At 68.3% G+C, this 12,673-nt stretch carries 11 protein-coding genes; 4 read left to right on the plus strand and 7 right to left on the minus strand.

Annotated features, from left to right (window positions below):
* Positions 1 to 169: 169 nt before the first annotated feature.
* Entirely contained in the window at positions 170 to 382 is a 213-nt protein-coding gene (locus ASG63_RS01160; RefSeq protein ID WP_056211218.1) for a DUF4287 domain-containing protein, read from the plus strand.
* Between the two features lie 81 nt (positions 383 to 463).
* Here ASG63_RS01160 and ASG63_RS01165 read toward each other — a convergent pair whose 3' ends face one another.
* Both ASG63_RS01165 and ASG63_RS01170 read right to left on the minus strand, forming a co-directional pair.
* Positions 464 to 1,264, minus strand: coding sequence for a TSUP family transporter (locus ASG63_RS01165; protein WP_056211220.1), 801 nt, complete (start codon positions 1,262 to 1,264; stop codon positions 464 to 466).
* A 77-nt stretch (positions 1,265 to 1,341) separates the two neighbouring features.
* A complete protein-coding gene (locus ASG63_RS01170) occupies positions 1,342 to 1,914 on the minus strand; it encodes a L,D-transpeptidase (protein ID WP_056211222.1) in 573 nt (190 codons plus the stop codon).
* Positions 1,915 to 2,162: 248 nt separating this feature from the next.
* On the opposite strand from ASG63_RS01170, the gene ASG63_RS01175 reads away from it, so the two are divergent.
* The 3 genes from ASG63_RS01175 to ASG63_RS01185 all read left to right on the plus strand — a co-directional run bounded on the left by ASG63_RS01175 (position 2,163) and on the right by ASG63_RS01185 (position 7,414).
* Positions 2,163 to 2,594 (plus strand): hypothetical protein, encoded by a 432-nt coding sequence (locus ASG63_RS01175; RefSeq protein WP_156389519.1) that lies wholly within the window; start codon positions 2,163 to 2,165, stop codon positions 2,592 to 2,594.
* A 332-nt stretch (positions 2,595 to 2,926) separates the two neighbouring features.
* Positions 2,927 to 4,246, plus strand: a complete 1,320-nt coding sequence (locus tag ASG63_RS01180) for an efflux RND transporter periplasmic adaptor subunit (RefSeq protein WP_244479778.1) — start codon at positions 2,927 to 2,929, stop codon at positions 4,244 to 4,246.
* Positions 4,247 to 4,249: 3 nt separating this feature from the next.
* Positions 4,250 to 7,414 carry a multidrug efflux RND transporter permease subunit gene (locus tag ASG63_RS01185; RefSeq protein WP_056211226.1) on the plus strand — a complete coding sequence of 1,055 codons (3,165 nt, stop codon included), beginning with the start codon at positions 4,250 to 4,252 and terminating at the stop codon, positions 7,412 to 7,414.
* Positions 7,415 to 7,639: 225 nt separating this feature from the next.
* Here the strand turns inward: ASG63_RS01185 and ASG63_RS01190 are convergent, their stop codons facing one another.
* The 5 genes from ASG63_RS01190 to ASG63_RS01210 all read right to left on the minus strand — a co-directional run bounded on the left by ASG63_RS01190 (position 7,640) and on the right by ASG63_RS01210 (position 12,647).
* Positions 7,640 to 8,443, minus strand: a complete 804-nt coding sequence (locus ASG63_RS01190; protein ID WP_056211228.1) for a succinate dehydrogenase iron-sulfur subunit — start codon at positions 8,441 to 8,443, stop codon at positions 7,640 to 7,642.
* 62 nt (positions 8,444 to 8,505) lie between these two features.
* Positions 8,506 to 10,320: a succinate dehydrogenase flavoprotein subunit gene (sdhA, locus tag ASG63_RS01195; RefSeq protein ID WP_056211230.1), complete on the minus strand. Its 1,815-nt coding sequence runs from the start codon at positions 10,318 to 10,320 to the stop codon at positions 8,506 to 8,508.
* A 29-nt stretch (positions 10,321 to 10,349) separates the two neighbouring features.
* Positions 10,350 to 10,763, minus strand: coding sequence for a succinate dehydrogenase, hydrophobic membrane anchor protein (gene sdhD, locus ASG63_RS01200; protein ID WP_056211232.1), 414 nt, complete (start codon positions 10,761 to 10,763; stop codon positions 10,350 to 10,352).
* Positions 10,764 to 10,775: 12 nt separating this feature from the next.
* Positions 10,776 to 11,177, minus strand: coding sequence for a succinate dehydrogenase, cytochrome b556 subunit (gene sdhC / locus ASG63_RS01205; protein WP_056211233.1), 402 nt, complete (start codon positions 11,175 to 11,177; stop codon positions 10,776 to 10,778).
* A gap of 165 nt (positions 11,178 to 11,342) precedes the next feature.
* A complete protein-coding gene (locus tag ASG63_RS01210) occupies positions 11,343 to 12,647 on the minus strand; it encodes an SLC13 family permease (protein ID WP_056211235.1) in 1,305 nt (434 codons plus the stop codon).
* Positions 12,648 to 12,673: the final 26 nt, after the last annotated feature.

Genomic DNA, 12,673 nt, shown 5'->3' on the forward strand with positions numbered 1-12,673 from the left:
CCTGGAGCGGCTCCGACCGGACGCGATCCCTCGGGGCCGCGACGGGAAACGGCGCGGGGACGCTCATCGCACCTCGGCGCTCCGACCGGGGTCCGGCGCGGAGGCCTTGCGGGCCGCGCCTCCCGTCGGCAAACATCGGGCCGCCGACACCTTCGGAGGAAGCTTTGCCATGCCGGATGAACCGACCAAGGGACCGGCGTCGTATTTCCCGTCGATCGAGAAGCGGTACGGCCGCCCGATCGCGGCGTGGCAGCAACTCGTCCGGGAGAGACTTCCGGCCAAGCACATGGACCTCGTGGCAATGCTGAAGGCCGACCACGGGATGGGGCATGGACACGCCAACGCGATCGTGGCGCACGTCCTGGCAGCGCAGAAATCGTGACGCGCTCCCGCCGACACCGCGCGCCGACGGCGGCGGAGACCGCGCGGCCCTCTCAGTGACGTAGACGCCCTTCGGTGGCCGTCACCCCCCGAACCATCCGGCCACCGCCCGGCGCAGCGGGTTGGCAGGGTCGGAGAGGAGGCGCAGGGCCATCAGGCAGGCGATGGTGACGAGGAGCGGGCGGATCAGCCGGGCGCCCATGCGGATCGCCAGGCGTGAGCCGATCTGCGCTCCGAGGAAGGCCCCCACCGCCATCATCAGGCCGATCGCCCAGACGACGTGGCCGCCGAGCGCGAAAAGCGCTAGGCTGCCGAGGTTGCTCGCGGCGTTGGCGAGCTTGGTGTGGGCGGTACCCTTCACCACGCCCAATCCCAGCAGGGTCACGAAGCCGATCATGTAGAAGGCGCCGGCGCCGGGGCCGAACACTCCGTCGTAGAAGCCGACCGCCGGGGCCCAGGTCAGGGCGAACCAGTTCGGGGTGATCCGCGCGGTGGCGTCTTCGTTGCTCATGCGCTTGGCGGTCGCGAAGTAGATCGCGATGGCCACGAGGAGAATCGGCACGGCGGCATCCAGCACCGCGCGCGGCAGCAGGCTGACGCAAAGCGCGCCCGCCACCGAGGCGCAGCCGGCGCTCACCGCGATCTTCCAGGCGTCGGGCCAGTGGATCAGGCGGCGGCGCGCGAAGGCGAGGGTCGAAGAGACCGCGCCGGCACTGCCCTGGAGCTTGTTCGTGGCGATCGCCGAGACGGGATCGAGGCCGGAGAGCAGCAGGGCCGGCAGGGTCAGGAGGCCCCCGCCGCCCGCGATCGCGTCGACGCAGCCGGCCGCCACCGCGACCGCGAACAGACCCGCAATCAGGCCGATATCCACCCCGAAGATCATCCCGTCCTCACGTCATGGTCCAGTGAGGGCCGACTGGAGGCGGGATGGCGATCGAGGGGAAGCGCCGGACGCACGCCTCAGTTGCGAACGACGACCTTGGTGCCGACCTTGGCGCGATCGTAGAGATCGACCACGTCCTTGTTGGTCATGCGGATGCAGCCCGAGGAGACGGCGGCGCCCATGGTCTCGGGCTCGTTCGAGCCATGGATGCGGTAGAGCGAGGAGCCGAGGTAGAGCGCCCGGGCGCCGAGCGGATTGTCCTGGCCGCCGGCCATGAAGCGCGGCAGGTCGGGGCGGCGCGCCAGCATCTGCGACGGCGGGCGCCAATCCGGCCACTCCTTCTTCATGGTCACGTGCTTCTCGCCGGACCACGAGAAGCCCTGGCGGCCGACGCCGACGCCGTAGCGCACGGCCTGGCCGCCGCCGAGCACGTAGTAGAGCCGCCGCTGGCTGGTCGAGACCACGATGGTGCCGGGCTTCTCGGCGCCCTTCCAGGCGACGGTCTCGCGCGGAATCGCCTGCTCCTTGAAGATGTTCATGAAGTCGGCGATCGGCCCGCTGTCGAACGGGTTTCCGGCGAAGGCCGGTCCGGTCGATACGGTCAGGGCCGCCGCGAGGGCGGATGCGGCGAGAACGCGGCGCGTCTGCATGGTCTCTCCTCCAGCCGAGGACCGGCAAAGGGCGGGCGCGAGGACCCGGCTTTCCCGGAGGCTTGTGGTCGGGGGCGAGAGCCTTGGCGCGATGGGGAAGGGGGGTCAACCGCACCGCGATCGAACGCGGTGCCCCTGTGTGATCCCGGCAACGCCCCGACTCGGGATCCCTCGGAGGGCCATCAGGCCCCCAGACACGATGCCGCAGGAACTTGCGGCCAAGCCCGCTTATCCCCAGACTCGGTGCGGTGAGACCCAACACTGTCCAGATCGCACGCGCCGCCGAAGCGGCTTCGCACGTGCATGAACCGGCTTCGCCCTCGGCGGCGCGCCCGGTCGTGCGCGCCGTCGGCGTGTTTGCGTCCGGTCTCCTCGCGCTCCTGCTCCTCGTCTGCGCCGTCCTACCTCTGATGCGGATGGCGGGGGACGTACCGCACGGCTTCGCCCGCCAGACCGTGATGTCTCAGGCCTCGCTGCCCGAGAACCGGGACACGATCCTTCGCGTCTCGGCTGCGATGGCCGACCTCGACGACAGCTTCGGCAGCGTCGCAACCCTGCGGATCCCGCGCGTGACGAAGCACAGGGTGGATCGCCTCGCGATGCCGCGCAGCCTACGGGTCCTTGCGACGCGCGCGGTCGCTCCCCTCGAGCGCCCCCCCAGGCTCGCCCTCCCGGCCTGAACGGTCCGGAGTCGTCCGGCGCTCACGGAATTCGACGTCACTTTTTCGCGTTGAATACAACCCGTGTCGTCGGAACGCCCAGATTGTGGGCCATCTCCGGGATCGTCACCGGACGATTCGGGCCGGGTCTAAGCGATGCGACCCGCGCCGCCGCGGCGCGGGCGATGCCTCGGCCCCTGTCACCGCCCCCACCGCGCCCGGCCATGCCATATGGCCCAGCGCTTGCCATGGCCCGGACCGCTCGCGGCGACGGGGCCCTGGACCCTGAATGCGGCGATGCCGGCCTGCGCCACGCGGGCCATCCGCCAGAATCTCGCAGGAGCGACGCGATCGTGACGTCTTTCAATCATCGCCTGTTCGGGGCCCGGCCGACCGCGCTCGCCGCGGGCGTCGTCCTGGTCGCTCTCTCTGCCTGCAATCAGAAGCAGCAGGCCGCGGCGCCGGTTCCGGGCCCGATCCCCGAGGTCAACATCGTGACCGTCCGCGAGCAGCCGATTCCGTACGTTCGGGATCTCCCCGGCCGCGTGGCGCCCCTGCGCATCGCCGAGGTCCGCTCGCGGGTGTCCGGCCTCGTCGTGAAGCGCACGTTCGAGCAGGGCAGCCTCGTGAAGGAGGGCGACCTCCTCTATAAGATCGACCCGGCCCCCTTCGCGGTCGAACTGCAGAGCGCCGAGGCCGCCCTCGCCCGCACCGAGGCGGCGCAGGTCCTCGCGAGCCAGCAGGCCGACCGCCTGGAGCAGCTGCTCTCGCGCCAGACGGCGAGCCAGGCCCAGTACGACAGCGCCTACGCCGCCCTGAAGCAGGCCGAGGCCGAGGTTGCCGGCGCCAAGGCGGCCCGCGATCGGGCCAAGCTCAATCTCAACTGGACCGACGTCCGCGCGCCCATCTCCGGCCGCATCGGCCGCGCGCTCCTCACCGAGGGCACGCTGGTGGAGCAGGGCGGCACCGCCAACCTCGCCACCATCCAGCAGCTCGACCCGATCTACGTCGACATCACCCAGTCGGTGGGCGAGCTGAACAAGCTGCGCCGCGATCTCGCCAGCGGCGAGCTCTCGCGTCTCTCGGCCGACACGGCCAACGTTCACATCATCATGGATGACGGGACGCTCTACGGCTCGGCCGGCAAGCTGCTGTTCTCCGACGTCACGGCGGACCCGAGCACCGGGCAGGTCACCCTGCGCGTGCTGTTCCCGAACCCGCATGACGAGCTCTTCCCGGGGATGTACGTGCGCGCCCGCATCAAGCAGGGCATCGACACCGATGCGCTCGCGGTGCCGCAGCAGGCGATCCAGCGGACCAACGACGGCAAAGCCGAGGTCTGGGTGGTGCGCGACGACAGCAAGGTCATGCTTCAGCCCGTGGAAGTCGGCCCGGTGGTCGACAACCAGTGGGTCATCCGCTCCGGCCTGAAGGCCGGCGACCGGGTGGTCGTCGAAGGCGTGCAGAAGATCACCGTCGGCCAGCAGGTGAAGACCGTCGAGCTGAAGATCGCCACCGCCGACGCCGAGCCGAAGCCCCGTGATACGGAGGTACCGGAGCGCGAGGCCGCCGAGGCGCCCGGCACGCCCAAGCCTGAGTCATCGACCTCGGCGTCGCCCAATTCCGATTCACCGAGTTCTGCCTCACCCAAGCCCGTGTCGCAGGTGCGCTGAACCATGGCTCGCTTCTTCATCGACCGACCGGTCTTCGCCTGGGTCGTCGCCCTCTTCATCATCCTGGGCGGCCTGCTCACGATCCCGCAATTGCCGGTGGCGCAGTATCCCGTGATCGCGCCCCCCTCCATCGCGCTCTCGACCGCCTATCCAGGCGCCTCGGTGGAGAACCTCTACACGGGCACCACGCGGCTCATCGAGGATGAACTGAACGGGGCCGCCAACATCCTGAGCTTCGAATCGGCCAGCGACGCCTTCGGCGTCGTCGAGATCACGGCCCAGTTCCAGCCTGGCACCGATTCGAGCCTTGCGGGCGTCGAGGTGCAGAACCGCCTCAAACGCGTCGAGGCCCGGCTGCCCGCCGAAGTGCGCCAGCAGGGCACCCTGGTGGAGGAGGCCTCCGCCGCGACACTGCAGATCATCACCCTGGTCTCGCCCGACAAGTCGATGGACGAGATCGCGCTCGGCGACTTCCTCATCCGCAACGTCATCAATGAGATCCGCCGCATCCCCGGCGTCGGGCGCGCGACGCTGTACTCCACCGAGCGAAGCCTGCGCATCTGGATCGATTCCGACAAGTTGCGCGGTCTCTCGCTCAACGCCTCGGACGTGTCGAAGGCGATCTCGAACCAGAACGTCCAGATCGCCTCCGGCGCCGTCGGCGCCATGCCGAGCCCGCAGAACAACCCGGTCAACTTCCCCATCATCGTGAAGGGCCAGATGACCGCGCCGGAGGAGTTTGGCGCCATCGTGCTGCGCGCCAATTCCGACGGCTCCAACGTGCGCTTGCGCGACGTCGCCCGGATCGAGCTCGGTGGCGAGGACTACAAATTCACGACCCGCCTCGACGGCGGCGAGGCCGCCGGCATCTCCGTCACCCTGGCCCCCGACGGCAACGCGCTCCAGACCGCCTCGGCCATCCGCGCCAAAATGGAGGAGCTGTCGCAGTTCTTCCCGTCGAACGTGAAGTGGGACATCCCCTACGACATCACCCCGGCCGTCGAGGCTTCCATCGAGAAGGTGCTGCACACCCTCGTCGAGGCGGTGGTGCTGGTGTTCATCGTGATGTTCGTCTTCCTCCAGAACATCCGCTACACGCTCATCCCCACCATCGTGGTCCCGATCGCCCTGATGGGCACCTGCACGGTGATGCTGCTCGCAGGCTTCTCGGTGAACGTGCTCACCATGTTCGGCATGGTGCTCGCCATCGGCATCCTCGTCGATGACGCCATCGTGGTGGTCGAGAACGTCGAGCGCATCATGAACGAGGAAGGCCTCTCTCCGAAGGAGGCCACCCGCAAGGCGATGAGCCAGATCACCGGCGCCATCATCGGGATCACGCTGGTGCTGATCGCGGTGTTCATCCCGATGGCGTTCTTCCCCGGCTCGGTCGGCATCATTTACCGCCAGTTCTCCATCGCCATGGTGACCTCGATCGCGTTCTCGGCGCTGCTGGCCCTGTCGCTGACCCCGGCCCTGTGCGCGACCCTGCTCAAGCCCATCGAGAAGGGCCACGGCCATTCGAAGGGCGGCGTCTTCGGCTGGTTCAACCGGGTGGTGGATCGCGAGACCGCCCGCTACGGCCGCGGCGTCGCCGGGCTGATCAAGCGCTCCGGCCGGGTCATGCTGGTCTATCTCGCCCTGGTCATCGGCCTCGGCTACGCCTTCCTCCGCCTGCCGGAGGGCTTCCTGCCGGTGGAGGATCAGGGCTTCTTCACCGTCGACATCCAGACCCCGCCCGGCTCCTCCTTCAACCGCACCGAAGCGGCGGTGAAGAAGGTCGAGGAACACCTCCTCGCGCAGCCCGGTGTCGCCACCGTGACCGTCGTCAACGGCTTCTCGTTTTCCGGCCAGGGACAGGTCACCTCGCAGGCCTTCGTGACGCTGAAGCCCTGGGGTGAGCGCGATGCCGACAACTCGGCGGCCAAGCTGATCGAGGGCACCAACAAGGCTTTGGCATCGTACAAGGACGCGGTGATCCAGGCTCTCGAGCCGCCGCCGATCGACAATCTCGGCAACGCATCGGGCTTCAGCTTCCGCCTCCAGGACCGCGCGCAGAAGGGCTACTCGGCCCTGATGGCGGCCCAGGAGCAGTTGCTGTCGCTCGCCCGCAAGAGCCCCGTCCTGCAAAAGGTCTATGTCGAGGGCCTGCCCCCGGCGCCCCAGGCGGAACTCGTCATCGACCGCGAGAAGGCGGCCGCCCTCGGAGTCAACTTCGAAGAGATCAACAACACCATCCAGGTCAATCTCGGCTCGGTCTACACCAACGACTTTCCGAACCGGGGCAAGATGCAGCGCGTAATCGTTCAGGCCGAGGACGCACAACGCCTGAAGGCGGCCGACATCCTGAACTACGGGGTGAAGAACGCCTCCGGGACCATGGTGCCGATGTCGTCCTTCGCCGACCTAAAATGGGGCGTCGGCCCGGCCCAGATCATCGGCTTCAACGGCTACCAGTCGGTGCGCATCACCGGCGAGCCGGCCCCGGGCTACACCTCGGGCGACGCGCTGAATGAAATGGAGCGGCTGATGGAGCAGTTGCCGAAGGGCTTCGGCTACGCCTGGACCGGCCAGTCGCTGCAGGAGAAGCAGGCGGGCTCACAGGCCTCGCTGCTGCTCGGCCTCTCGATCCTGATCGTGTTCCTATGCCTGGCCGCCCTCTACGAGAGCTGGTCGATCCCGTTCTCCGTGCTGCTGGTCATCCCGCTCGGCGTCATCGGCTCCGTGGCGGCGGTGTACCTGCGCGGGCTGCCGAACGACGTCTACTTCAAGATCGGGATCATCACGATCATCGGTCTCTCGGCCAAGAACGCGATCCTGATCGTGGAATTTGCCAAGGACCTCTGGAAGCCGGGAACCTCCCTGGTGGACGCGACCATCGAGGCGGCGACGCTCCGCTTCCGACCGATCGTGATGACCTCGCTGGCCTTCATCTTCGGCGTGGTGCCCCTGGCGATCGCCTCCGGCGCCGCCTCGAAGAGCCAGCAGGCGATCGGCACCGGCGTGCTCGGCGGCATGATCTCGGCCACCATCCTGGCGGTGCTGTTCGTGCCGGTGTTCTTCGTGGTGGTGATGCGGATCTTCCGCCGCAAGGACGCCACCGAGGGCATCCAACCCAAGGCGGAGCCGGCCACGGTGCATGGGCCCCATCACGCCCCGGCTGAGTAGTCCGGCGCGGCGGAGCTCGCCCACCGGGGAGCCCCGCACATGAGAAAGGGGCGCGCGGTCCGATCGACCACGCGCCCCTTCTTTTCTTCCAATGTCCGGTCGCGACCGGGGCCGAGCCTCAGACCAGATCCGGCTGATCCCTTCGGGATGGCGGATCTGGGCTTCGCCCAGACGACGCGCCGGCTTGCCTGAATTACGCTCCGCTGTGATCGAGCGGAGCCCGTATCAGACCTCGCGGGCGATCATCATCTTCTTGATCTCGGCGATGGCCTTGGCCGGGTTCAGGCTCTTCGGGCAGGTGTTGGCGCAGTTCATGATCGTGTGGCAGCGATACAGCCGGAAGGGATCGTGCAGCGCATCAAGGCGCTCGCCGGTGTTCTCGTCGCGGCTGTCGATCAGCCAGCGATAGGCCTGGAGCAGGGCCGCCGGGCCGAGGAAGCGGTCGCCGTTCCACCAGTAGCTCGGGCACGAGGTGGTGCAGCAGGCGCAGAGGATGCATTCGTAGAGTCCGTCGAGCTGGGCCCGGTCCTCCGGCGTCTGCTTCCACTCGCCCTCGGGCGCGGGCGTCTCGGTCTGGAGCCAGGGCTCGATGGACGCATGCTGGGCGAAGAAGTTCGTCAGGTCGGGGACGAGGTCCTTCAGCACCGGCATGTGCGGCAGCGGATAGATCCGCACCGCGCCGGTCTTCTTACCCTTGGCGTGCTCCTGGCACTCGTCGATGCCCATGGTGCAGGCCAGCGCGTTCTGGCCCTCGATGTTCATGGCACAGGAGCCGCAGATGCCCTCGCGGCAAGAGCGGCGGAACACCAGGGTGGAGTCGACCTTGCTCTTGATCCACAGGAGGGCGTCGAGGACCATCGGGCCGCAATCGTCGCGATCGACTTGGTATACGTCGACGCGCGGGTTCTTCCCGTCGTCGGGATTCCAGCGGTAGATCCGGAATTCCTGCAGGTTGTTGGCGCCGGCGGGCCGAGGCCAGGTCTTGCCCTCGGTGATCTGAGAGTTTTTGGGAAGATTGAACTGAGCCATGGTGTGGCGTGCCTAAATCCGTCTCGTGAGAACCAGTCCAGGGAACGACGGGAGTGGTGTCCTCAATACACCCGCGCCTTCGGCTCGATGTACTGGATCTCGTTCGACATCGTGTAGGTGTGGACCGGACGGTAATCGATGCTGACCTGCTTGGACGAGTCGTCCATCCAGGCGAGGGTGTGCTTCATCCACTCCTTGTCGTCGCGGTCCGGGAAGTCCTCGCGGGCATGGGCGCCGCGGCTCTCCTTGCGGTTGGCCGCCGATTCCATGGTGACGACGGCCTGGCCGATCAGGTTGTCGAACTCGAGGGTCTCGAGGAGATCGGTGTTCCAGATCAGCGAGCGGTCGTTGACGTGGATGTCGGGAATACCGGCGGCGACCTTGTGGATGAGGGTCTTGCCCTCCTCCAGCACCTCGCCGGTGCGGAACACCGCGCAGTTGTTCTGCATGGTCTTCTGCATCTCGGCGCGCAGCTGCGCCGTCGGGGTGCCGCCGCTGGCGTAGCGGAAGCGGTCGAGGCGGGCGAGCGCCTTGTCGGCGGAATCCTTCGGCAGGTCCATCTGGCGGGCGCCCGGCTCGACGATCTCGGCGCAGCGCAGGCCGGCGGCCCGGCCGAACACCACGAGGTCGATCAGCGAGTTCGAGCCGAGGCGGTTGGCCCCGTGAACCGAGACGCAGGCCGCCTCGCCCAGTGCCATCAGGCCCGGCACCACCGTGTCGGGGTTGCCGTTGCGCAGGGTCAGCACCTCGCCGTGATAGTTCGTCGGGATGCCGCCCATGTTGTAGTGCACGGTCGGCAGTACCGGGATCGGCTCCTTTGTGACGTCGACGCCCGCGAAGATCTTGGCCGATTCCGAGATGCCGGGCAGGCGCTGGTGCAGGATGGCCGGGTCGAGGTGGTCGAGGTGCAGGTAGATGTGGTCGTTGGACTTGCCGACGCCGCGACCGGCCCGGATCTCCATGGTCATGGAGCGGGAGACCACGTCGCGCGAGGCAAGGTCCTTGGCGCTCGGGGCGTAGCGCTCCATGAAGCGCTCGCCCTCGGAGTTGGTCAGGTAACCGCCCTCGCCGCGCGCGCCCTCGGTGATGAGGCAGCCGGCGCCGTAGATGCCGGTGGGGTGGAACTGCACGAATTCCATGTCCTGCAGGGGCAGGCCGGCGCGCAGCACCATGGCGTTGCCGTCGCCGGTGCAAGTATGGGCCGAAGTGGCCGAGAAGTACGAGCGGCCGTAGCCGCCGGTGGCCAGGATGGTCTGCTGGGCGCGGAAGCGGTGGATCTCGCCCGAGGCCTGATCGATGGCGATGACGCCCAGGCAGCGGCCCTCCTCGTCCATGATGAGATCGAGGGCGAAGTACTCGATGAAGAAGTTGGTGTGGTTCTTCACCGCCTGCCCGTAGAGGGTGTGCAGCATGGCGTGGCCGGTGCGGTCGGCCGCCGCGCAGGTGCGCTGGGCGGTGCCCTTGCCGTAATCGGTGGTCATGCCGCCGAAGGGGCGCTGGTAGATCTTGCCCTCTTCGGTGCGGGAGAAGGGCACGCCCCAGTGCTCGAGCTCGTAGACCGCGGCCGGCGCGTTGCGCACGAGGTACTCGATCGCGTCCTGGTCGCCGAGCCAGTCCGACCCCTTCACGGTGTCGTACATGTGCCAGCGCCAATCGTCCGGTCCCATGTTGCCGAGGGAGGCGGAGATGCCGCCCTGCGCCGCCACGGTGTGCGAGCGGGTGGGGAACACCTTGGAGATGCAGGCGGTGCGCAGGCCGGCCTGGGAGCAACCGACGGTGGCGCGCAGGCCCGCGCCGCCCGCACCCACCACCACCACGTCGAAGGTGTGGTCGTTGATCGTGTAGGCGGGGGTGCCGTTGGTTCCGTTGGTGGCCATGGGCTGATCCTTCGGGTTCGGGATGCGGGTCAGACGAGCTTGCCGAGGCTGACGCGCAGGATCGCGTACAGGCAGGCGACGGCGACGATGACCGCGTAGAAGTTGTTGGCGAGCAGGCTCAAGAGCTTGAGTGTCTTGTCTTGTACGTAGTCTTCGATGATGACTTGCATTCCGATCCTCATATGGGCCGTGACCGAGATCACGGCGAGGATCAGGATGAGCGCCACCACCGGGTGCGACATCAGGGCGACGGCCTCCGGGTAGGTCCGGTTCGCCATCAGGGCGACGACCACCACGAAGGCCAGCATGAGCGGCGCGTTGGCGGCGGCGGTCAGGCGCTGGATCCAGAAATGGCCCGCGCCGTGGCCCGAAGCCCCGAGGCCCTTCACCCGGGCGCGGGGCGTACGCATGGTGACGTGGGTGTTCTGGCGATTGTCGACCATCGATCGGCCTCCTCAGCGCAGGGTCAGGGCGAGCGCCCAGATCAGGACGGTCAGGATGACGGAACCGATCAGGGTGGCGCGGGCGAGGCCCATGCGCTGGGCGCGGTCGAAGCCGTAGCCGAGGTCCCAGATGAAGTGGCGCAGGCCGCCCAGCATGTGGTGCATCAGGATCCACGTGTAGACGAACAGCACCAGGCAGCCGACGATCGAGCCGAAGAACCACGACACGGTGCCGTAGGCGGACGGGCCGGAGGCGAGGGCCACCAGCCAGATCGCCACCAGGGCCGAGCCGCCGTAGAGCGCGGTGCCGGTGACGCGGTGGAACACCGACATCGCCATGGTCCAGGTCCAGCGGTAGATCTGGAGATGGGGCGAGAGCGGCGGGGCGACCGTGGGACGGACGGTGGGAGCCATCGTGCGGAAGGTCCTCGACTGGGCGGCGCACCGGGATTTGAAGGCGCGCCAAGAAAAATTTGGATCGTCTCTAAAGTGCTAGCGGGCAGGCGCCAATGCGCAACCCCGGCTTGCCGCAGCGCACATGCGACATGGGCGCCAAATCGTCATCCGGTTCGGATCGCCTCATGGCAGCCATCCGAGCGCGCGCCACCACAAATAATCCAGGGGTGCGACGACGACGAGCGACGCGAGCCCCGTCGCCAGGGTCAGCTTGGTCGCCGCCCGCAGCGGCACCTTGCCGAGATCGACCGCGAGGACGATCGGCGGCGCCTGGTAGGGCAGGAACAGGGTCGAGTAGCCGACCACCTGGATCATCACCACGGCCATGAGGTCGAGACCGCTGACCCGGGCCATCTCGCCCGCGAGCGCCGTGTAGAGTGCCGGGGCGCCGTTCGCGGTGACCGCGAGGGTCAGGATCGCCGCGAGCCCTGTCAGAATCCCGAAATTGTAGCCCGGCGCGTCGGGCGTCAGGGGCGCGACGTGGAGCAGGGCATGGCCCAGGCGAGCGCCGAGGCCGGTCTCGTTCACGGTGGCCACGAGACCCAGGAGGGCGGCCACGTAGAAGCAGGTCCGCAGGTTCACGGCGCCGAAGGCCTCGGCGGGCAGGACGCCGATGCGGGGCATCAGGCAGAGGATCGCGGCGACGAGGCCCACCCAGGCGGGGGCGATGTGGTGCAGGCTGTCCGTGACCCAGAAGGCGAGGGTGGCGGCCAGGATCACGGCGAGGCGCCGCGCCTCCGGGCGCAGGGGTTCCTTGACCAGGGCGGCCCCGTTCTCGCCGTGGTCGAGCCGGTCCGGAAACAGCCAGAGGATCGCCAGGACGAGCAGGACCCCCTTCGCCAGGGCCAGGACCGGCGCGTGCAGCAGCAGGTAGGGCAGGTAGGCGATGTGGAGGCCGTACTGCGTCTCCGCGGTGCCGGCCATGACGAGGTTCGGGACGTTGGCGGGCAGGATCGCGGCGGAGAGGAGCGGCGTGGCGAGTCCCACCGCCAGGACCGCGCCGTGCCGGCCCGGGCGCCCGATTGCGAGCCCGAAGGCGTCGCAGAGCGCGAGCACCACCGGGACCAGCAGGGCGATCCGCCCGAGATTGGACGGCATCACGAAGGCGACGGCGAAGGACAGGGCGACGATCCCGGCGACGAAGGCCGGGTAGGAGGCGGAGAGATGCCCCGACAGGCTTCGCGCCAGACGTTCGCCGAGGCCGGAGCGCGTCATGGCGAGCCCGACCACCATGCCGCTCAGGACAAGCCAGAACGCCGAGGAGGCGAAGCCCGAGAACACCGTCGCGGGGGGCGCGAGGTGGAACAGCATCGCCCCGGCGAAGAACAGCATCGCCGTGACGATCTCCGCGATGAGGCCGCTGGCCCAGAGGCCCATGCAGAGCACGAGCAGGAGCGCGGTCACCGCGACCGTCGCCTCCCCGCTCATGAACGCCCCTGCCGGCATGCCCGAGT

Source organism: Methylobacterium sp. Leaf94, from assembly GCF_001426045.1.
Classification (GTDB): domain Bacteria; phylum Pseudomonadota; class Alphaproteobacteria; order Rhizobiales; family Beijerinckiaceae; genus Methylobacterium.

Excerpts from the sequence above, each read along its gene's own strand:
- ASG63_RS01160 (WP_056211218.1), top strand. The coding sequence starts at position 170 with ATGCCGGATGAACCGACCAAGGGACCGGCGTCGTATTTCCCGTCGATC.
- ASG63_RS01165 (WP_056211220.1), bottom strand. The coding sequence starts at position 1,264 with ATGATCTTCGGGGTGGATATCGGCCTGATTGCGGGTCTGTTCGCGGTC.
- ASG63_RS01170 (WP_056211222.1), bottom strand. The coding sequence starts at position 1,914 with ATGCAGACGCGCCGCGTTCTCGCCGCATCCGCCCTCGCGGCGGCCCTG.
- ASG63_RS01185 (WP_056211226.1), top strand. The coding sequence starts at position 4,250 with ATGGCTCGCTTCTTCATCGACCGACCGGTCTTCGCCTGGGTCGTCGCC.
- ASG63_RS01190 (WP_056211228.1), bottom strand. The coding sequence starts at position 8,443 with ATGGCTCAGTTCAATCTTCCCAAAAACTCTCAGATCACCGAGGGCAAG.
- sdhA (WP_056211230.1), bottom strand. The coding sequence starts at position 10,320 with ATGGCCACCAACGGAACCAACGGCACCCCCGCCTACACGATCAACGAC.
- sdhD (WP_056211232.1), bottom strand. The coding sequence starts at position 10,763 with ATGGTCGACAATCGCCAGAACACCCACGTCACCATGCGTACGCCCCGC.
- sdhC (WP_056211233.1), bottom strand. The coding sequence starts at position 11,177 with ATGGCTCCCACCGTCCGTCCCACGGTCGCCCCGCCGCTCTCGCCCCAT.
- ASG63_RS01210 (WP_056211235.1), bottom strand. The coding sequence starts at position 12,647 with ATGAGCGGGGAGGCGACGGTCGCGGTGACCGCGCTCCTGCTCGTGCTC.